This is a genomic window from Pseudonocardia xinjiangensis, assembly GCF_050948425.1.
Lineage (GTDB): Bacteria > Actinomycetota > Actinomycetes > Mycobacteriales > Pseudonocardiaceae > Pseudonocardia > Pseudonocardia xinjiangensis.
This window is the reverse complement of record NZ_CP192009.1, coordinates 5,669,792-5,687,974: the sequence shown is the minus strand read 5'-3', so window position 1 is coordinate 5,687,974 and position 18,183 is coordinate 5,669,792. Positions and strand designations below refer to the sequence as shown.

The window sequence follows — 18,183 nt, the reverse complement described above, 5'->3', positions numbered from 1 at the left end:
TTCGCGACTCGTAACCGTTAATGATGTGTCAACATCCCGGTAAGCTGGGCTCGTGACGGAAGCGCGGTGGCTCGACGAGCGGGAAGCGCGTCTCTGGCGGAGCTATCGCGGCCTCCGGGTGCGGCTGGACGGGGCGCTGTGGCGCAGGCTCGTCCGGGACAGCGGGCTGTCCGGCCCCGAGTTCGAACTGCTGGTGCCACTGTCGGAGGCCCCGGGTGGCCTGCTGCGGGCGCGCGATCTCGGCCGGCTGGTGGGCTGGGAGCGCAGCCGGATCTCCCACCAGGTCGGACGCATGGAGAAGCGTGGTCTCGTCGTGCGCGAGGAGTGCTTCGAGGACGCCAGGGGATCGATGGTGCGTCTCACCGAAGCGGGCCGGGCGGCCATCGTCGCGGCCGCGCCGTCGCACGTCGAGTCCGTGCGGAGCCTCTTCTTCGACGCCCTCACCGACGACGAGCTGACCGTCCTCACCGCCGCCTTCGAGCGCGTGCTCGCCGGCCTGCCGAAGCCCGAGGACTGATCTCCGGAATACCGGCCAGGGGTATGCGGTTCCTCTCGCCGGAGGTGGTTGCGATGCTGGAGAACGAGCGGTACCGGCTGGCCGGGGCGTACCTGGATGCCGGAAAGCCACTGGAGGCGCTGAACCTGCTGGAGCCACTGGCGGAGGAACTGCGCGGGCAGGCGGCAGGGCAGCTGCTGCTGGGACGCGCGTACTACCACTCCGCCCAGCTCGGCAAGGCCCAGGAGGCGCTGGAGAGCGCTGTGGCACTGGCGCCGACCGACGCCTACGCCCGGTTCGCGCTGGGGCGCACGTTGCAGCGGCGCAGCCGCCACCGGGAGGCAGGCGTCCACTTCCGCATCGCTGCGGCCATGGACGACCGCCCGGAGTTCCGTGAGCACCGCGATGCTCACGAGCAGGCGATGGCCTCCTGAGCGCTACCGGTTGCGCTGGTCCTTGAGGCGCTGGAGCTTGCCGACCGAGCGCTCCAGCGTCTCGGGGTCGACCACGTCGCAGCCGACCGTGACGCCGACGGTCTCCTTGACCGCGGTCATGAGCTCGCGCGCCGCACCGAGCCTGCGCTCGGCCGGGGTGTCGGGCCGGGCCTCCACCCGCACCGTGAGGGCGTCCATCCGGCCCTCGCTGCTCAGCACGAGCTGGAAGTGCGGCGACAGGCCCGCGGTGCGGAGCACGATCTCCTCGACCTGGGTGGGGAAGAGGTTCACCCCACGTAGGATGATCATGTCGTCGCTGCGCCCGGTGATCTTCTGCATCCGGCGCATCCCCGGCCGGGCGGTGCCCGGCAGGAGCCGGGTGAGGTCACGGGTGCGGTACCGGATGATCGGCAAGGCCTCCTTGGTGAGCGAGGTGAACAGCAGCTCGCCCTCCTCGCCGTCGGGCAGCGGCGCGCCCTCGCCGGGCTCGAAGGGGTCGACCACCTCGGGATAGAAGTGGTCCTCCCAGATGTGCAGCCCGTCCTTCGTCTCCACGCACTCCTGCGACACACCGGGGCCCATCACCTCGGACAGGCCGTAGATGTCGACCGCGTGGATGTCCATGCGCTCCTCGATCTCGGCGCGCATCTGCTCGGTCCACGGCTCCGCGCCGAAGATCCCGACCTGCAGCGACGAGGACCGCGGATCGATTCCCTGCTTCTCGAACTCGTCGACGATCGTGAGCATGTAGCTGGGCGTCAGCATGATGATCTCGGGCCGGAAGTCCTGGATGAGCTGGACCTGCCGGGGGGTCATGCCGCCCGACACCGGGATGGCCGTGGCCCCGAGCTTCTCGATGCCGTAGTGCGCGCCCAGGCCGCCGGTGAACAGCCCGTACCCGTAGGCGTTGTGCACCTTGTGCCCCGGGCGCCCGCCCGCCGCGCGGATCGAGCGGGCCATCACGGTGGCCCACGTGTCGATGTCGCGTTCGGTGTAGCCGACGACCGTGGGCCTGCCCGTGGTGCCGGACGAGGCGTGGATCCGCCGGACCTGATCCTGGGGCACCGCGAACATCCCGAACGGGTAGTTCTCGCGCAGGTCGGCCTTCGACGTCGTCGGGAACCTCGCGAGGTCCGAGAGCTCGCGGCAGTCCTCGGGACGCACGCCGGCCGCGTCGAAGCTCGCCCGGTAGTGCGGGACGTTCTCGTAGGCGTGCCGCAACGTCCACTGCAGACGCTCGAGCTGCAGGGCGCGCAGCTCGTCCACCGACATGCGCTCGGCGGGGTCGAGCAGCTCGGCAGGCGGCGCGGTGCCGAACCTGCGGGTGACGGGCGCGCCCATCACGCCGACTTCGTGTTCTTCTTCGCCACGAGCGTGAGCACGTCGTAGCGGGCCACGGACTCGCCGTCCTGACGCGTCACGTCCGCATCCCAGCGCACCTCGCCGTAGTCCGCGGAGTCGCGTGGCGTCACCTGCTTGCAGGTCAGCGTCACCGTCAGGGCGTCGCTGAACCGCACCGGGGTGAGGAAGCGCAGGCGGTCGACGCCGAAGTTGGCGAGCACCGGACCAGGGTCGGGATCGACGAACAGGCCGGCGGCGAGCGAGACCACCAGGTAGCCGTGGGCCACGCGCTCGCCGAAGAGCGGGTTGGCCGCGGCGGCGGCGGCGTCCATGTGCGCGTAGAAGGTGTCGCCCGTGAACTCCGCGAAGTGCTCCACGTCCTCCTGCGTGACGATGCGCGGACCCGCGACGATCGCGTCGCCGATGCGCAGCTCCTCGAGGTGCTTGCGGAAGGGGTGCACGTCGGTCTCGGTGCGCCGCGAGCCCGCCACCCAGCGGCCGGTGATGGCCGTGAGCGTGTCGGGGTCGGCCTGCACGGCGGTGCGCTGCATGTGGTGCAGCACCCCGCGGATGCCGCCCATCTCCTCGCCGCCACCGGCCCGGCCGGGACCGCCGTGCACGAGCTGCGGCATCGGCGAGCCGTGGCCCGTCGACTCCTTCGCGTCGGCCTGGGTGAGCACCAGCAGCCGTCCGTGCCACGGTGCGACGCCGAGGACGACGTCCCGCGCGAAGCCGGTGTCGCCGGTGACGACCGAGCCCACAAGGCTGCCCTGCCCGCGGGCGGCGTAGCCGATCAGCTGCTCGGTGGAGGAGTAGGGGAGCACGGTCGAGACCGGGCCGAACGCCTCCACCTCGTGCGGCTCGGCGCGGTCCGGGTCGCCCGTGAGCAGGATCGGGGAGATGAACGCGCCGCGCTCGGCGTCGGCGTCGACGACGTCGACCTTCTCCGGGTCGCCGAACACGATGCGGCCGGAGTCGGCGAGTGCCTTGACGCTGCGGCGCACCTCCTCGCGCTGTTCGAGGCTCGCGAGGGCTCCCATGCGGACGCCCTCGGAAGCCGGGTTGCCGACCACGGTGGACGCCAGCCGGGCCGACACCGCCTCGACAACGGCGTCGACGTGCTCGGCCGGCACGAACGCGCGGCGGACGGCCGTGCACTTCTGCCCGGCCTTGACCGTCATCTCCTGCACCAGCTGCTTCACGTACAGGTCGAACTCGGGCGTGCCCGGCCTGGCGTCCGGGCCCAGCACGGAGAGGTTCAGCGAGTCGGCCTCGGCGGAGAACCGCACGCTGCGCCCGACGATGCCCGGATGGGTGCGCAGCTTCGCGGCGGTGGACGCCGAGCCGGTGAAGGCGACGAGATCCTGCTCGGTGAGGTGGTCGAACATGTCGCCCACCGAACCGGCGACGAACTGCAGCGTGCCCTCGGGCAGCAGGCCGGAGCCGACGATCAGCTCGACGAGCTTCGCCGTGAGGAACGCCGTGGGGCTCGCCGGCTTGACCACGGACGGGACACCCGCGAGGAACGCGGGGGCGAACTTCTCCAGCGGCCCCCATACCGGGAAGTTGAACGCGTTGACCTGCACCGCCACACCGTGCAGTGACGTGGCGATGTGCTGGCCGACGAACGTGCCGCCGCGGGAGAGCGGCTCGACGTCGCCCTCGACGTAGATCGTGTCGTTCGGCAGCTCGCGCCTGCCCTTGCTGGCGTAGGCCTGCAGCACGCCGATTCCGCCGTCGATGTCGAACTTCGCGTCGAACGGCGTGCCGCCGGTGCGGGCGGAGACCGCGTAGAGCTCCTCGCGGTGCTCACGCAGATGGCCGGCGAGGGCCTTCAGCAGCCCGGCGCGCTGGTGGAAGGTCAGCTCCCGCAGAGCCGGCCCACCCACCCGCCTGCCGTGGTCGAGCACGGCCGCCATGTCGAGCCCCGCGGAGGAGACGCGGGCGACCTCCTCACCGGTGACGGCGTCGAACAGCGGACGTCCCTCATCGGACGGGACATGCCATCCGCCGCGGACGTAGCTGCCCAGCACCGGTGCCATCGCAAGCCTCCCCGAAACGCTCTACCGACCGTTCGTTCGGGACGCTAGCACGGGGCCCGATCGAGGGAACAGCACCAACATCCACCAGCCCCCCACCCGCTGCGCACTATGGAGCCGTAGTGCTGCTGGGGTGGGCTCCGGAACGCGACTGCCCCCACCTGCTCTGCGTTCAGGAGCCCAGCACTACGGCTCCGGGGTGTGCGGGCTGGGTGAGGGGATGGGGTCGGTGGTCAGGGGTAGGGCGGGGATGGCGGGTGGGCTGAAGTTCCAGACCTGCCCGTACAGGGACAGTTCGGCCTCCAGGCACGTGACCATGGTGTCCTGGCGCCGGAAGCCGTGGCCCTCGCCCTCGAAGGTGAGGTAGGCGTGGGGAACGCCCCGGTCGGCCATCCGTGCCAGGAACCGCTCGCACTGCGCGGGCGGGCAGATCACGTCGTCCGTGCCCTGCAGGATCAGGAAGGGCACGGTGAAGCGGTCCGGGTGGGAGGTGGGGGAGCGGTCCCGGTAGCGTTCGGGCACCTCCGCCGGCGGGCCGATCAGCGCGTCCAGGTAACGGGACTCGAAGTCGTGCGTCTCACCCGAGGCGAAGTCCTGCAGGTCGAGGACCGGACACTGGATCGTGGCGCAGGCGAAGACGTCGGTCGACATCAGCGAGGCCGCGGCGGTGAAGCCGCCGGCGCTGCCGCCGCGGATCGCCAGCCGTCCGGGGGCCGCTGACCCCTCGTCGACCAGCGCACGCGCGACCGCCGCGCAGTCCTCGACGTCCACCACGCCCCACTGCTCCCGCAACCGCTCCCGGTAGGCCCGCCCGTACCCGGTGGAGCCCCCGTGGTTGACCTCGACCACCCCGATGCCGCGTGAGGTGAAGTAGGCGATCTCCAGGTTGAGCGCGAGCGGGGCCCGGGCGGTGGGGCCGCCGTGCACCCACACCACGTAGGGCGGCAGCTCGCCCTCCGGCGCGCGGAAGGCGGGGTTGCGCGGCGGATACACCTGCGCGTGGATCTGCTGCCCGTCCGAGGCGGTGACGACGCGCTCCACCGGTTCGGGGAGGACCCCGGGGTCCACGCCGTCGCGCTGCTCGCTGAGGACCCTGCTCCATCCGGTGGTCGCGTCGAACTCGACGACGGCGTAGGCCTGCGACGGGCTCGCGGCGATGCCGACCACCCGGGTGCCCGATGCGGCCAGGGACGGCAACCACTCGGACCGCTCCCCGGGGATCTCGGTGAGCTCCCCGGTGGCCGCGTCGAGCACGGCAGGTCGCTGCGGGCCGACCCCGTGCAACACGGCGACCCGCCCGTCCGGAAGTGGGACGAACCAGCGCAGGCCGAGGCGTTGGGGTCCGGCGAACTCCTCCTCGGCCGGATGCAGCGCCACGGCATCACCCGTGCCCGGGTCGACGCGGTAGAGGTTCCACCATCCGGTGCGCTCGGAGGCGACCAGCAGGCCACCGCCCGGCAGCCATTCGGCCTGGGCGACCGGATCGCCCGGACCGCCGATCAGCGTGCGTGCCCGGTGTAGACGGCCGTCCTCGGCGACGTCGGCGATCACGAGTTCCGCCGCGTCCCACGGCATGTGCGGGTGGTCCCACGCCAGCCACACCGCGCGGGAGCCGTCCGGGGAGTACCGGGGGCCGGAGACGAACCGGCGCCGGTCGTCGCACAGCTCGCGGACGGCGGACCGGTCCTCCGCGGCCGCTCCGTCCAGCGGGACGGCGGCGAGCACCCGGCGTACGTCCAGGGGGCCGTCGCCGGTGAACTCCTCCAGTACGCAGCGGACCTCGCCGCGGCCGAGGTCGATCTCGGGCTCGGCCCAGCGCAGCCCGCCCCCGACCGAGGAGAGCGGGGTCAGCGGCCGTGGCTCGGCCCCGTCGACGTCGGGCTCGTAGGCGTACAGCCGCTGGTCGGCGAGGTTCACGAACACCACGAGCACGCCCCGGTCCCCGGCGGCGGCCGCCCACGGCCGCCCCCCGTACTCGATCACCCGGCTGCGCACGTCCCATGGCGCGGGCAGCAGTGCCAGTGCGGGACGGTCCGGGCGGCTCCGCACGAGCGCCATGCGACCGTCCTCCTCGGGTCGGGGCTCGACCCACCACACCTCCTCGCCGACGGTCCCGACGTACGCGGGAGCACCGATCCGCCCGGCGCTCATCCCCGCGGTGGCCACCACGGCGGTGATCGGTGAGTCCCATTCACCGAAGGGCGCGACAGTGATTGCTGGGGAGGTCGGGTGAGTAGTCACAGCCACCGTTTCTGCCGACGCGGGGACGTCGAGGGTTCCAGGAAAGTGTCGGTGAAATCGTCGCATGTCGATCTCTGCTGCCGCCGCGTCGAGTCGTAGTGGAAGAACGTCCCCGTTATTGCGGAATGCGAGGAACGCGAAACGTCTAGGCGGCGAGGTGGCGCCGTCGTCCCGCGGAGGGACGACACTGTCGACCGATCGTTCGGTCGGTCGTTAGCATGTTCCGATGCCCGACGACCCTGCTGTGCTCGTCACGCGCGACGACGCTGATCCGGCGGTCGCACTGCTCACGCTGAACCGTCCGGCGCGGTACAACGCGCTCACCGTCGAGCTCAAGTCTGCGCTGCTGGCCGCGGTGGAGGAGCTCGCGAAGGCCGACGACGTCCGTGCGCTCGTGCTGACGGGGGCGGGCAAGGCGTTCTGCGTCGGGCAGGACCTGGTGGAGCACGCCGAGGCGCTGCGCACGGAGCCGTCCACGGCCTTCGACACCGTCACCGAGCATTACAACCCGATCGTCGCGGGGCTGACCGCCCTGCCGTTCCCCGTGGTCGCCGCGGTCAACGGCCCGTGTGTCGGCGCCGGTCTCGGGTTCGCGCTCGCCTGCGATCTCCGGATCGCCGCGGCCGGGCTCAAGTTCGCCACCGCCTTCACGGGGATCGGGCTCACCGCCGACTCCGGGCTCTCGGCGAGCCTCGCCCACGCCGTCGGCGTCTCCCGGGCCACCGAGTTGCTGCTGCTGGGGGAGCCGTTCACCGCGGAGGACGCGCAGGCGTGGGGCCTGGTGCGCGCCGTCGTGCCTGCCGATGAGGTGCTGTCCACCGCCACGGACCTGGCCCGGCGCCTGGCCGCCGGGCCGACGAAGGCGTACGCCGAGGTCAAGCAGGCGGTGCGGCTGGGCGCGGTCGCCACCCTGCCGGAGGTCCTCGCCGCGGAGGGCGCCGCCCAGGCGCGGCTGGCGGTCACGGCCGACCACGCAGGCGCCGTCGAGGCCTTCCTGGCCAAGCGCCGCCCGACGTTCGAGGGTCGATGACGACGGAGACGGCAGGCCGCCGGGCGCGTAGGCCCAGCGGCGGGGCCGGCTCGCTGCTCGAGGTGGCGGTGGGGGAGTTCATCACCCGCGGCTACGACGCCACGAGCATGGAGGACCTGTCCCGGGCCGCCGGGATCACCAAGTCGTCCTTCTACCACCACTTCGCGGGCAAGGAGGCACTGCTGCGGGCCGCGCTGGAGCGCGCGTTGAGCGGCCTGTTCGGGTTGCTCGACGAGTCCGGCGCCACCACGGGCACGCCGCTGGCCCGGCTGCGGCACATCGTCGGCGGGCAGGTGGCGCTGCTCCAGCGCGACCTGCCCTACGTCACGCTCCTGCTGCGCGTGCGTGGCAACACCGAGAGCGAGCGGTGGGCGCTGGAGCGCCGCCGTGCGTTCGACGCGCAGATCGCGGCGCTGGTGCGGGAGGCGGTCGAGGCCGGGGAGATCCGCCAGGGCGTCGAGCCGGCGCTGGCCGCGCGGCTGCTCTCGGGCCTCGTGAACTCCGTGGTCGAGTGGTACCGCCCCGGACGTCCCGGCGCGGCCACCCTCCCCGAGGACGTGACCCGTGCCGTATTCGAGGGGATCCTGCCCGCCGCGGGCTGAGTCGGCGGCCGCTTGCTTCCCGGGGGCACGTACGGCACCATTAACCGAACGAACATTCGGTTGGAGGAACTCGATGGACGCGCTCGAGGCCCGGTTCGAGGAGACGATTGCCGCCGACCAGCGGATCGAGCCGCGGGACTGGATGCCTGAGGCCTACCGCCGGACGTTGATCCGCCAGATCGCCCAGCACGCGCACTCGGAGATCATCGGCATGCAGCCGGAGGGCAACTGGATCCTGCGCGCCCCGAGCCTGCGCCGGAAGGCGGTCCTGCTGGCCAAGGTGCAGGACGAGGCCGGGCACGGTCTGTACCTGTACTCCGCGGCGGAGACGCTCGGCGTCGACCGCGAGGAGCTCACCGAGAAGCTGATCGAGTCGAAGCAGAAGTACTCCTCGATCTTCAACTACCCGACGCTGAGCTACGCCGACATCGGCGTGATCGGCTGGCTCGTCGACGGCGCCGCGATCTGCAACCAGGTGCCGCTGTGCCGCTGCTCCTACGGCCCCTACGCGCGGGCGATGGTGCGGATCTGCAAGGAGGAGTCGTTCCACCAGCGGCAGGGCTACGAGCTGTTGCTGGCGATGGTGCACGGCACCGACGCCCAGCGGGAGATGGTGCAGGAGTCGGTCGACCGCTGGTGGTGGCCGTCGCTGATGATGTTCGGGCCGCCGGACGCCGACTCGCCGAACTCCGCGCAGTCGATGGCCTGGGGCATCAAGCGCCACACCAACGACGAGCTGCGCCAGCGCTTCGTCGACATGACGGTGCCGCAGGCCGCCGCGCTCGGCGTCACGCTGCCCGACCCCGGCCTGCGATGGAACGACGAGCGCGGGGCGCACGACTACACCCAGCCGGACTGGGACGAGTTCAAGGCCGTGCTGGCCGGCTCGGGCCCGTGCAACGCGCAGCGGCTGGCGCACCGGCGCCGGGCCCACGAGGACGGCGCCTGGGTGCGCGAGGCCGCTCAGGCCTACGCCGAGAAGCAGACGGCCCGGCGACTGAAGGAGACGGCGGCATGAGCGAGTACACCGCCGAGGGCGGGCACGGCGCCGTCCCCACGACGGGCGTGGAGACGGGCTCGGGGGAGCCCAAGCGGCGCAGCTGGCCGCTCTACGAGGTGTTCGTCCGCGGCAAGCGCGGGCTCAACCACGTGCACGTCGGTTCCCTCCACGCACCCGACGCCGAGATGGCCCTGCACAACGCCCGCGACCTCTACACCCGCCGCAACGAGGGCGTGAGCATCTGGGTGGTCCGCGCCGACGACATCACCGCGTCGAGCCCGGCGGAGAAGGACCCGTTCTTCGCGCCGGCGGGCGACAAGGTCTACCGGCACCCCACCTTCTACGCGATCCCCGAGGACGTGCCGCACCTGTGAACACGCACTCGCACACCGAGGAGCAGGACGCGACCAACGCCTACCAGTCGCTCGCGGAGACGGTCGGGCACGACGACCCGCGCTGGGCGTTCGGGTCGGGCGTCGAGGACGTGCAGGCCGAGATCACCTCGCCGGTGCCCGAGGGTGTCGACGCGGGCGAGCTCGCGCAGTACTGCCTCATGCTCGGCGACGACGCCCTGATCTGCAGCCACCGCCTCTCGGAGTGGGTCAGCAACGCCCCCGAGCTGGAGGAGGACGTGGCGCTCGCCAACATCGCGCTCGACCTGCTCGGGCAGGCCCGCGTCCTGCTCGCCAGGGCGGGGCACGTCGAAGGCGGGCAGCGCGACGAGGACGCGCTGGCCTACCTGCGCACCGAGGCCGAGTTCCGCAACGTCGCGCTGGCGGAGCTGGGCGACGGCCTCGACTTCGCCCGCGCGATCGCCCGGCTGCTGCTGTTCTCCACCTGGCGCCTCGCATTGCTCCAGCGGCTGCTCGGCTCGCGCGACCCGGTGCTCGCTGCCGTGGCGGGCAAGGGCGTCAAGGAGGTGGCCTACCACCGTGACCACGCCGCCCGCTGGACGCTGCGCCTGGGCGACGGCACCCTTGAGTCGCACCGGCGGATGCAGGCGGCGCTGGAGGGCGTGTGGCCCTACGTCGGGGAGCTCTTCCGCACCTCCGACGTCGAACGCGGCCTGGCCGCGGCGGGCGTGGCGGTCGACCCGGCCGACGTCCGCGCGGAGGTCGACGCCGTGCTGGACGAGGTGCTCGCGGCGGCCACGCTCACGCGTCCGCAGCGGCCGGCCATCGGCACCATCGGCGGGCGCGGTGGCCGCCAGGGCCTGCACACCGAGCAGTTGGGACACGTGCTCGCGGAGATGCAGAGCCTGGCGCGCCAACACCCGGGGGCGACGTGGTGACCGGGGCCGAGGTCCGCGCGCGGGCGGCGGCCGCCGCGGTGGTGGACCCGGAGATGCCCATGCTCACGCTGGCCGACCTCGGCGTCATCCGCGACGTCGACGTGGTGGCCGACGCCGTCACCGTGACGATCACGCCCACCTACTCCGGCTGCCCCGCCATCGAGGCCATGCGCGACGACCTGCGCGTCACCCTCGCCGAGGCCGGGTTCGCCCAGGTGCAGGTGCGCACCGTGCTCTCGCCGCCGTGGAGCACCGACTGGATCTCCGACGAGGGCAGGCGCAAGCTCACGGAGCACGGCATCGCGGCGCCAGGGCGCGCCGGGCCGCGGGCCGCCGGGCCGGTGCCGCTCACGCTGACCGCGCCGTCGGCCGCGGTGCGCTGCCCGCGGTGCGGGGCGCCGACCACCGAGGAGATCTCCCGGTTCGGACCCACGGCGTGCACGGCACTGCGCCGCTGCCCGGCGTGCCGGGAGCCGTTCGAGCACATGAAGGAGATCTGAGTGGTGCCGGCCACCGAGACCGCCACCCGCGACCGTGCTGCCGATCGGGCCGACGACGTCGTGGCGCCTGCTGCCGGCGGCTTCCGGCTCCTGCGCGTGGCCGCCGTCGAACGGCTCTGCTCCGACGCGGTGGCCGTCACGTTCGAGGTGCCCGAGCACCTGCGGGAGACCTTCGCGTTCCGCCCCGGCCAGTACCTGACGTTGCGCATGGTCGTGGACGGAGGCGAGGAGCGTCGCTCCTACTCGATCTGCGCCCCGGCCGGGGCGCCGCCGAAGGTCGGGGTGCGACGGGTCGACACCGGGCTCTTCTCCGAGTGGCTGGTCGACCGCGTGCAGCCGGGCGACGAGATCGAGGTCGCGCCACCCGCCGGCTCGTTCACCCCCGACCTGGAGCCGGGCGCCCACCACGGCCTGATCGCCGCCGGTTCGGGGATCACCCCCGTGCTGTCGATCGCGGCGTCCGTGCTGGCCGCCCACGACGACACCCGCGTCACGCTGTTCTACGGCAACCGCCGCACCGACACGGTGATGTTCACCGAGGAGCTCGCCGACCTCAAGAACGCCCACGGCCCCCGCCTGCAGCTCGTGCACGTGCTCTCCCGAGAGCCGATGGCCGCCGAGGTCTTCTCCGGACGACTCGACGCCGCGCGGCTGCGCCTGCTGCTGGGCGCGCTCGTCGACGTGGCGGACGTCGACCACTGGTGGCTCTGCGGTCCGCTCGGGCTGACCACCGACGCCCAGACGGTGCTCGTGGAGCTCGGCGTGCCCCGGCAGCGGGTGCACCGGGAGCTGTTCTACGTCGACGAGCCCCCGCCGGAGCTGTCCCGCGGGGAGCCCGGGACAGACGGTGAGACGAGCGACGTCACCGTCGTGCTCGACGGGCGGGCCACGACCCTGGCGCTGCCGCGGGACGAGAGCATCCTCGACGCCGCGCAGAAGGTGCGCGGTGACCTGCCGTTCGCGTGCAAGGGCGGGGTCTGCGGCACGTGCCGGGCCCGCGTCACGGTGGGCGAGGTGACGATGCGGCGCAACTTCGCCCTCGAGGACGACGAGGTGGCGGCCGGGTTCGTCCTGACCTGCCAGTCCCGGCCGGTCACCGAGGACGTGACGGTCGACTTCGACAGCTGAGCTGCGTCGGCCGGCCCGCTGGTCACGCGACGGCGACGCTGCCCCCGCCGTCGACGCGCAGCGTCTGCCCGGTGATGAACCCGGCTTCCTCCGAGAGGAGGAAGAAGATCGCCGCCGCCATCTCGGACGGCCGGCCGAACCGGCCCATCGGGACGCCGGAGAGGTAGCGCGCCTCACCCGCCGACCCGGGCGGGTTGATGCCCCTGAACAGCTCGGTTTCGGTCGGGCCCGGTGCCATCGAGTTGACGGTGACCCCCGTGGTGGCGAGCTCGCCGGCCCAGGCGCGGGAGCAGAACTCGAGCGCGGCCTTGGCGGCGCGGTAGGAGGTCCGGTCGGATTTGCCGACCGTGACCATGCTGGTGACGTTGATGATCCGCCCCCAACCCTGGGCGGTCATGGCGGGCAGGGCGGCCTGGGTGACCTGCACGGCGACCCGGACGTTGACGTCGTAGACGTCGACCAGGTGGTCGAGGTCGACGGACCCGAGCATCGCCGGGCGGACGAGCGCGACGTTGTCGACCACGCCGTCGACGGTGTGGAACTCCCCCGGGAAGTCGCCAGGTGCGGTGCGCGCCATGCCCACCGGTCGGTGGCCTGCGTCGGCGAGGCGCACGGCAAGGGCGTGCCCGATTCCCTTCGACTCTCCGGTGATCAGCACTCTCCTGGAGATCATGTGCCGCCCACTGTTCGAGGTCATTGCCTGCCTCCCGAGCGCGGGCCAGCACGTCGTCTCGGGCGCGCCGTGTGTGCGGGCGGGTATGCCCCCTCCTGGCCACCCGCCCGCACATATATAACAGTACTGATCTGATGAGGAGTCGTATAATACCGTTACTGATATGATTGCTTGCCGGCGTTGCTATGAGTGCCAGGAGGTTCGGTCATGACGTTGTTGCAACTCCGGGTGCTGCTCGCGGTCGCAGAGCAGGGCGGGTTCACCCTCGCCGCTGAGCGGATCGGCATGTCCCAGCCCGCCGTCAGTCGGGCCGTCGCCACCCTCGAGGACGAGCTGGGCACGTCGCTGTTCACCCGCCGCCGCGACGGGATCACCCTCACCGAAGCGGGGCACCGCGCGGTCTTCCACGCCCGCGGCGCTCTGACGCATTTCGACCTGCTGCGCACCGAGGTGGCCGCGATCGGCGGACAGGTCACCGGCACCCTCCGCCTGGCCAGCGTGCCCAGCGCCACCGGCACCCTCATCGCCCCCCAGCTGGGCACCTTCGCCGAGCGCTACCCCCAGGTACAGGTGCGTCTGTTCGAGGGCGAGGAACCCGAGGTGCGCACCTGGCTCGACCAGGGCGCCGCCGACGTCGGAGTGATCTTCCTGCCTGCCCCCGGCCGGGAGATCGCCGTGCTCGACACCCACGAGATGGTCGCCGCGCTGCCGGCCGGGCATCCCCTCGCCGGGCGTCCCCGTGTCAGCATCTCCGCCCTCGCCGGGCAGCCGTTCATCTCCAGCAGTGGCTGCGGGCCCGTGATCATGGCGGCCGCCCGCAACGCCGGGACGCGCCTCGACGTCGCGTACGAGGCCAGGGAGCTCACCGCGATCATGCAGATGGTCGGCACCGGCCTCGGCGTCAGCATCGTGCCCACCCTGGGCCTTCCCGCCGCCTTCGACGGCGTCGTCATCCGCCCGCTCGAGCAGCCTCCCACGCGCACCCTGGCCATCGCGCTGGGGAGCGCGGACTCCACGCCCGCCGCCCGCGCCTTCTTCGACCACGTCGCAGAGGCCGCGCACCCGGGCGCGACCTGACGCGGCGGTCTAGCAGTCCTCGCGCAGGAACTCGCACGCCACCACGGACGGGCGCTCCACCGGGTGGCCTGCGTCGATGGACCAGGCCAGCCGCACGAGCTGGGCGTGCGACCACGTCAACGGCGTGGCCGAGTACGTGCCCTCGCCCGTCGGGAAGTCCGGCTCTCCGGAGGGGGCGTGCTGGTCCCAGACCTGCTCGGCGATCATCAGTCCGTCGTTCGCCGAGTCCGCCATCGCCTGCAGCCGGGCCGCGGGGTCGCCGGCACCGGCCAGCAGCTCGTACTCCCCGCGCTCGCCCGCGAAGATCGGCCAGGCCCGCCCGGTGGTCTGCTGGCTGCCGGGGTCGGTCAGCCGCCAGAGACCCCCGGTGGCGTCCTCGCCGTAGCCGTCGTCGGTGAAGCGGTGCCAGAACTGCCCGTTCGGCGTCTGCACCCCCAGCTCGCGGTCCACCACCGCCAGCGTGTTGCGGACGACCGGGTCGTCGGCCTTGCGGACGCCCAGCCGGACGAGTTCGAGGAAGCTCGGGTCGACCACCGCACGCTGGTCGAGGTCGGCGCCGCCGTCACCGACGTTGTAGACGGTGGCGGCGTTCGGGTCGCCGTCCTTGGTGAGGCGCAGGTAGTAGGGCTCGGGGGACAGGGGGCCGGTCGTGGTGACCGTCCAGCCCTCGATCCGTCCCGCCCAGTCGCGGGCCGTCGCCAGCCACCGGTCGGCGGACGCCGCGTCCCCGGCCCGGCGGGCGAGGTCGGCCGCGCACACCAGGCCCGCGACCTCCGCCGCGATGGTGCCCGGCGAGTAGCCGCTCTGGTTCTCCCAGCGCTCCTGCGGTGACCACGGCGCCGGGCGTTCACCGGCGTAGCCCAGCAGGAACTCGGCCGAGCGCTTGACCCGGTCATAGGTCTGCTGGTCGGTGCGGTCGAGCTGCCAGGCCAGCACCAGCGGCAGGGCCACCTCGTCGAGCTGCAGGTTCTCCCAGACCGTGGCGCCCCTGACGTCGGAGTTCTGCGGGAAGGATCCGTCCGGGCGTTGCTGGCGCAGCAGCAGGAAGTCCAGCGCCCGCTCGGCGGCCGCCCGGTCGCCCGCCGCCAGCAAGGCGGTGGCGTGCTGGTAGAGGTCCCGCGACCAGACCAGGTGGTACGCCCCCGACGGCGACGACAGGTCGTCCACCTCCTGGCCCCACACCCACGGCATGCTCGGCGACGCCACGAACGCGCCCGGGTTGCGCTTGTCCTCGGACGCGGCGTTCACCACCACCGACGCCCAGTAGGCGTCGGCGATGCCTGCGGCGCTGTCGGGAGCGTCGTGCAGCCCGTCGACGTAGCGGTGCCAGCCGTCGGTGTAGGCGGCCGCGACGGTGTCGAAGCCGTCGCGGAGACTGCCGGCGGCCGCGGTGCTCGCCGCGCCCGCGTCGGCGCCGAAACCGAGTGCGACCACGGTCTCCTGCGCGTCACCCACGCCGGTGACGCCGGCGAGCCGGCCCGCGAGCACGACGTTGCCCGGGCCGGCGGCGGCATGGCGCGCGTCCAGGTCGCCGTCCGCGAGCAGGTCGGTGCGGGCGTCGCTCGTGCCGAGGTGACCGACCGTCCGGTCGTCGAACCCGGTGTCGGCGGCCAGCGAGAGCGCCGCGGCGCCGTCCGAGGCGACCAGGTCGGACTCCCCGAGAGCGGCGCGGTCGTCGTCGCCCTCGTTGGACAGCGCCGGATCGGCCACGGCGTGGACGGAGTACGGGCGCCCGTCGAGCGAGGTGAACCGGACGTCCACCAGCACCACGTCACGTCCGGGGTCGGTGACGTAGCTCCGGACCATCCGCCAGCGGCCCGTCGGGGACTCGTCGACCTGCTCGTACGCCGGCACCCGCGCGTCCGGCGCTGCGGTGGAGCCCCCCGACTCCGAGGTGCGTTCCACGAGGCCGGCGCCGTCGGTGACGACGAACTCGAGGTCACGCAGGGCCGGGGTGCCGAGGTCGGGGTAGTACACCTCGCTCAGCTCGCCCGGCCGCAACGTGAACCACACCTCGCTGTCGGGCGTGCGGGAGGTGCCGAACCCGTGCTTGTCGGCAGGGGCCCAGGTCGACTTCTCGCCGGGGGCGCCGGGCGCCACCGGTTCGGCGGCGCTCGCCTGCGGCGCGACCAGCAGGGCGGCCATCGCGGCGGCGGCGCCGAAGAGGAGCGTGGTGGTCCGGGCAGCGGTCATCGTCGTCCTTTGCTCGGGTGACGAGATCTTGTTCCCGGCGCGGACGTCGATCGAAACTACTCTGAGTGGCTGACCTCAGCCTGACGGGTGACCACGCAGGTGCACCCGTCCGGCTGCACCTCACAGACGACCACGAGATCGTGGCGCTCGTCCCCGAGCTCGAGGCAGGTCACGTCGGTGCACTCCACGGTGCCGTCCGCGTGCCGGACCAGCGTGCCGTGGCAGTGGTCGGCCTGTGCGGCGCAGTACGGGCAGGCGGCGCTCATGACGCCTTCCGCCGCTTCTGCGCCGCCCCGGACGCCTTCGCCACCGCCTTCTCCAGCTCGGCGCGGTTCATCGACGAGCGCCCCGCGACGTCGAGGTCGCGCGCCATCGCGGTGAGGTCGGCCTTGCTGAGCTCCGACAGGTCCGGCGGGTCGGGCTCGGCCTTCCGCGTCTTCCTCTCCGCCTTCCCACCCGCCTTGCCGGCCTTCGTCCCCGCCGGTTTCCGGCCACCGCGCGCCTCGGCGACGCTCGCTTCCAGTGCCGCGATCAGATCCGACATCGCCGTGGGCTCGGGCGGCTCCGCCTCGGTGACGATCTCGCGTCCGCGGCGCTTGTCCTCGATGAGCTTCTCCACGCGCTCGGTGAACGTGTCGCGGAAGTCCTCGGGGCGCCACGGGCCGCTCATCGACTCGATCAGCCCCGTCGCCATCTCCATCTCCTTGCCCTTGGCCTTCGACGTCCCCGGCAGCTCGTCCAGGCTCGACCGGTCGCGGATCTCGTCGGCGAAGAACAGGGTCTCCAGCGCCAGCACGTCGTCGTCGGCGCGGACGGCGGTCAGGTACTCCTTGCCGCGCATGACGAACGTGGCGATGCCCGCACGGTTGGTGCGGGTCATCGCGTCGCGCAGCAGGGCGTAGGGCCGGGCGTACTGCTCTGCGGTGGGCGCGAGCCAGTAGGTCTTCTGGAAGAAGATGGGGTCGATCTCGTCGAGGTCGACGAACGTGACGATGTCGATCGTGCGGGAGCGGCCCGGGGCGATGTCGGCCAGCTCGTCGGGTTCGACGAGCACGTAGTCACCGCCGCCGACGTCCTTGCCCTTCACGATGTCGGAGTACTCGACCTCCTTGCCGGTCCGCTCGTTGACGCGCTGGTAGCGGATCCGGTCGGCGGTGCCGCGCTCGAACTGGTTGAAGTGGATCGTGTGGTCCTCCGTCGCGCTGAACAGACCGACCGGTATCGACACCAGCCCGAAGCTGATGGACCCCGTCCAGATCGCCCGTGCCATGGCGCGCCTCCTGTCGTCCTCGGCCAGGTACCCCGTCGCGGGCCGCGTTAGTGCTGCTTCCGGCGCTCCAGGTCCCGCACCCGCCGCTGCGCCTCGCGGGCCGCGCGATCGGCGGCGTCGAGGTCCCGCTGCGCCGACCGGGCCCGCCTGCGCGCGTCGTGCTCGGCCTGCTCGGCGGCCTCGATGCGGCTGCGCAGCTCGCGCAGCGTCCCGGCCGCGTCGTCCGCGGCGTGTTCGGCGTCGGTCAGCTCGCCCTGCGCCTTCTCGCGCTCGGCGTCGGCGTCGGCGGCCGCGGAACGCGCCCGTTCGAGATCGCGGCGCAACCGCTCGTCCCGGTCCGGCCCGGCGTCGTCCCGCGCCGCCGGGGTCGCGGCCACCTGCTCCGGCAGGCCATCCACGTCGGCGGGGTCGAGCGCCGTGGTGAGCCGGCCACCCGCCACGGCCTGGGCGGCTGCGCTGCTGTTCACCGCGGCGGTGAAGGTGTTCTCCAGCTCCCGCGCGACCGCCTCGCTCGCCGGGTGCCCCGCCGACCGGGCCAGCGCTCTCGCCTGCTGGACGAGCCCGTGCACCACCTCGTGGCGCTGCTGCGACAGCCGGCGCAGGGCTTCACCCTCCAACTGGTCCTGCGCCGCGCGCAGCCCGTCCCCGAGCTCCACGAGCGCCGCGACCTCGTCGGGATGCTCGCGCGACAGCAGGTTCACCAGCCAGGCCGCCGTCGACGGCCGGCGCAGCGCGCCGATCTGCTCGGCCAGCTCCTTGTCGTGCTGCCGGGCGCGCTTCACGGCGGCGTTGCGTGCGGCGGTGAACTCGTCGCGGGGCAGCGCGTAGAGCTCGTCGGCCACCTGGTCGAGATCCGCGGGCATGCCGG

At 72.7% G+C, this 18,183-nt stretch carries 18 protein-coding genes; 10 read left to right on the top strand and 8 right to left on the bottom strand.

Translation table 11 applies throughout. The features are described 5' to 3' along the window. The first annotated feature begins 52 nt into the window (after nucleotides 1–52). Complete coding sequence (locus ACQPZA_RS26720) at nucleotides 53–517, top strand: MarR family winged helix-turn-helix transcriptional regulator (RefSeq protein WP_169396239.1); 465 nt, start codon at nucleotides 53–55, stop codon at nucleotides 515–517. A gap of 53 nt (nucleotides 518–570) precedes the next feature. Beyond that, nucleotides 571–930, top strand: coding sequence for a tetratricopeptide repeat protein (locus ACQPZA_RS26715; RefSeq protein WP_433274872.1), 360 nt, complete (start codon nucleotides 571–573; stop codon nucleotides 928–930). Nucleotides 931–933: 3 nt separating this feature from the next. Here ACQPZA_RS26715 and paaK read toward each other — a convergent pair whose 3' ends face one another. The 3 genes from paaK to ACQPZA_RS26700 all read right to left on the bottom strand — a co-directional run bounded on the left by paaK (nucleotide 934) and on the right by ACQPZA_RS26700 (nucleotide 6,479). Next, nucleotides 934–2,271 carry a phenylacetate--CoA ligase PaaK gene (gene paaK / locus ACQPZA_RS26710; protein WP_433283006.1) on the bottom strand — a complete coding sequence of 446 codons (1,338 nt, stop codon included), beginning with the start codon at nucleotides 2,269–2,271 and terminating at the stop codon, nucleotides 934–936. Next, on the bottom strand, nucleotides 2,271–4,313 hold the full coding sequence (gene paaZ / locus ACQPZA_RS26705; RefSeq protein ID WP_433274870.1) for a phenylacetic acid degradation bifunctional protein PaaZ: 2,043 nt from the start codon (nucleotides 4,311–4,313) through the stop codon (nucleotides 2,271–2,273). The genes paaK and paaZ overlap by 1 nt, the downstream gene beginning before the upstream one ends. A 183-nt stretch (nucleotides 4,314–4,496) precedes the next feature. After that, on the bottom strand, nucleotides 4,497–6,479 hold the full coding sequence (locus ACQPZA_RS26700) for a prolyl oligopeptidase family serine peptidase (protein ID WP_433274868.1): 1,983 nt from the start codon (nucleotides 6,477–6,479) through the stop codon (nucleotides 4,497–4,499). Nucleotides 6,480–6,777: 298 nt separating this feature from the next. Here ACQPZA_RS26700 and ACQPZA_RS26695 point away from each other — a divergent pair, with 298 nt between their 5' ends. The 7 genes from ACQPZA_RS26695 to paaE all read left to right on the top strand — a co-directional run bounded on the left by ACQPZA_RS26695 (nucleotide 6,778) and on the right by paaE (nucleotide 12,102). Further along, nucleotides 6,778–7,581, top strand: coding sequence for an enoyl-CoA hydratase/isomerase family protein (locus ACQPZA_RS26695; RefSeq protein ID WP_433274866.1), 804 nt, complete (start codon nucleotides 6,778–6,780; stop codon nucleotides 7,579–7,581). After that, a complete protein-coding gene (locus tag ACQPZA_RS26690; protein WP_433274864.1) occupies nucleotides 7,578–8,183 on the top strand; it encodes a TetR/AcrR family transcriptional regulator in 606 nt (201 codons plus the stop codon). The genes ACQPZA_RS26695 and ACQPZA_RS26690 overlap by 4 nt, the downstream gene beginning before the upstream one ends. Before the next feature lie 73 nt (nucleotides 8,184–8,256). Next, on the top strand, nucleotides 8,257–9,201 hold the full coding sequence (gene paaA, locus ACQPZA_RS26685) for a 1,2-phenylacetyl-CoA epoxidase subunit PaaA (protein WP_433274862.1): 945 nt from the start codon (nucleotides 8,257–8,259) through the stop codon (nucleotides 9,199–9,201). After that, entirely contained in the window at nucleotides 9,198–9,557 is a 360-nt protein-coding gene (paaB, locus tag ACQPZA_RS26680; protein ID WP_169398506.1) for a 1,2-phenylacetyl-CoA epoxidase subunit PaaB, read from the top strand. The genes paaA and paaB overlap by 4 nt, the downstream gene beginning before the upstream one ends. Beyond that, nucleotides 9,554–10,474, top strand: a complete 921-nt coding sequence (gene paaC, locus ACQPZA_RS26675; protein WP_433274860.1) for a 1,2-phenylacetyl-CoA epoxidase subunit PaaC — start codon at nucleotides 9,554–9,556, stop codon at nucleotides 10,472–10,474. The genes paaB and paaC overlap by 4 nt, the downstream gene beginning before the upstream one ends. Next, a complete protein-coding gene (gene paaD, locus ACQPZA_RS26670; protein WP_433274858.1) occupies nucleotides 10,468–10,974 on the top strand; it encodes a 1,2-phenylacetyl-CoA epoxidase subunit PaaD in 507 nt (168 codons plus the stop codon). Before paaC ends, paaD begins: the two co-directional genes overlap by 7 nt. A gap of 60 nt (nucleotides 10,975–11,034) precedes the next feature. Further along, a complete protein-coding gene (gene paaE / locus ACQPZA_RS26665; protein ID WP_433283004.1) occupies nucleotides 11,035–12,102 on the top strand; it encodes a 1,2-phenylacetyl-CoA epoxidase subunit PaaE in 1,068 nt (355 codons plus the stop codon). A gap of 22 nt (nucleotides 12,103–12,124) precedes the next feature. Here the strand turns inward: paaE and ACQPZA_RS26660 are convergent, their stop codons facing one another. Continuing rightward, nucleotides 12,125–12,799, bottom strand: coding sequence for an SDR family oxidoreductase (locus ACQPZA_RS26660; RefSeq protein ID WP_433274856.1), 675 nt, complete (start codon nucleotides 12,797–12,799; stop codon nucleotides 12,125–12,127). Between the two features lie 183 nt (nucleotides 12,800–12,982). On the opposite strand from ACQPZA_RS26660, the gene ACQPZA_RS26655 reads away from it, so the two are divergent. Continuing rightward, complete coding sequence (locus tag ACQPZA_RS26655) at nucleotides 12,983–13,852, top strand: LysR family transcriptional regulator (protein ID WP_433274854.1); 870 nt, start codon at nucleotides 12,983–12,985, stop codon at nucleotides 13,850–13,852. Between the two features lie 9 nt (nucleotides 13,853–13,861). Here ACQPZA_RS26655 and ACQPZA_RS26650 read toward each other — a convergent pair whose 3' ends face one another. From ACQPZA_RS26650 to ACQPZA_RS26635, 4 genes are read right to left on the bottom strand one after another with little or no spacing between them, the layout of a single operon-like run. Next, nucleotides 13,862–16,045, bottom strand: coding sequence for a glycoside hydrolase family 15 protein (locus ACQPZA_RS26650; protein WP_433274852.1), 2,184 nt, complete (start codon nucleotides 16,043–16,045; stop codon nucleotides 13,862–13,864). Nucleotides 16,046–16,101: 56 nt separating this feature from the next. Continuing rightward, nucleotides 16,102–16,311 (bottom strand): hypothetical protein, encoded by a 210-nt coding sequence (locus ACQPZA_RS26645; protein WP_169398510.1) that lies wholly within the window; start codon nucleotides 16,309–16,311, stop codon nucleotides 16,102–16,104. Further along, entirely contained in the window at nucleotides 16,308–17,315 is a 1,008-nt protein-coding gene (locus ACQPZA_RS26640) for a Ku protein (protein WP_433274850.1), read from the bottom strand. Before ACQPZA_RS26640 ends, ACQPZA_RS26645 begins: the two co-directional genes overlap by 4 nt. A 47-nt stretch (nucleotides 17,316–17,362) precedes the next feature. Beyond that, nucleotides 17,363–18,178 carry a hypothetical protein gene (locus tag ACQPZA_RS26635; RefSeq protein WP_433274848.1) on the bottom strand — a complete coding sequence of 272 codons (816 nt, stop codon included), beginning with the start codon at nucleotides 18,176–18,178 and terminating at the stop codon, nucleotides 17,363–17,365. Nucleotides 18,179–18,183 lie beyond the last annotated feature (5 nt).

Bases quoted from the DNA above. Each gene is read 5' to 3' on its own strand.
- ACQPZA_RS26715 (WP_433274872.1), top strand. From the start codon at position 571: ATGCTGGAGAACGAGCGGTACCGGCTGGCCGGGGCGTACCTGGATGCC.
- paaK (WP_433283006.1), bottom strand. From the start codon at position 2,271: ATGGGCGCGCCCGTCACCCGCAGGTTCGGCACCGCGCCGCCTGCCGAG.
- paaZ (WP_433274870.1), bottom strand. From the start codon at position 4,313: ATGGCACCGGTGCTGGGCAGCTACGTCCGCGGCGGATGGCATGTCCCG.
- ACQPZA_RS26695 (WP_433274866.1), top strand. From the start codon at position 6,778: ATGCCCGACGACCCTGCTGTGCTCGTCACGCGCGACGACGCTGATCCG.
- ACQPZA_RS26690 (WP_433274864.1), top strand. From the start codon at position 7,578: ATGACGACGGAGACGGCAGGCCGCCGGGCGCGTAGGCCCAGCGGCGGG.
- paaA (WP_433274862.1), top strand. From the start codon at position 8,257: ATGGACGCGCTCGAGGCCCGGTTCGAGGAGACGATTGCCGCCGACCAG.
- paaB (WP_169398506.1), top strand. From the start codon at position 9,198: ATGAGCGAGTACACCGCCGAGGGCGGGCACGGCGCCGTCCCCACGACG.
- ACQPZA_RS26660 (WP_433274856.1), bottom strand. From the start codon at position 12,799: ATGACCTCGAACAGTGGGCGGCACATGATCTCCAGGAGAGTGCTGATC.
- ACQPZA_RS26655 (WP_433274854.1), top strand. From the start codon at position 12,983: ATGACGTTGTTGCAACTCCGGGTGCTGCTCGCGGTCGCAGAGCAGGGC.
- ACQPZA_RS26650 (WP_433274852.1), bottom strand. From the start codon at position 16,045: ATGACCGCTGCCCGGACCACCACGCTCCTCTTCGGCGCCGCCGCCGCG.
- ACQPZA_RS26645 (WP_169398510.1), bottom strand. From the start codon at position 16,311: ATGAGCGCCGCCTGCCCGTACTGCGCCGCACAGGCCGACCACTGCCAC.
- ACQPZA_RS26640 (WP_433274850.1), bottom strand. From the start codon at position 17,315: ATGGCACGGGCGATCTGGACGGGGTCCATCAGCTTCGGGCTGGTGTCG.
- ACQPZA_RS26635 (WP_433274848.1), bottom strand. From the start codon at position 18,178: ATGCCCGCGGATCTCGACCAGGTGGCCGACGAGCTCTACGCGCTGCCC.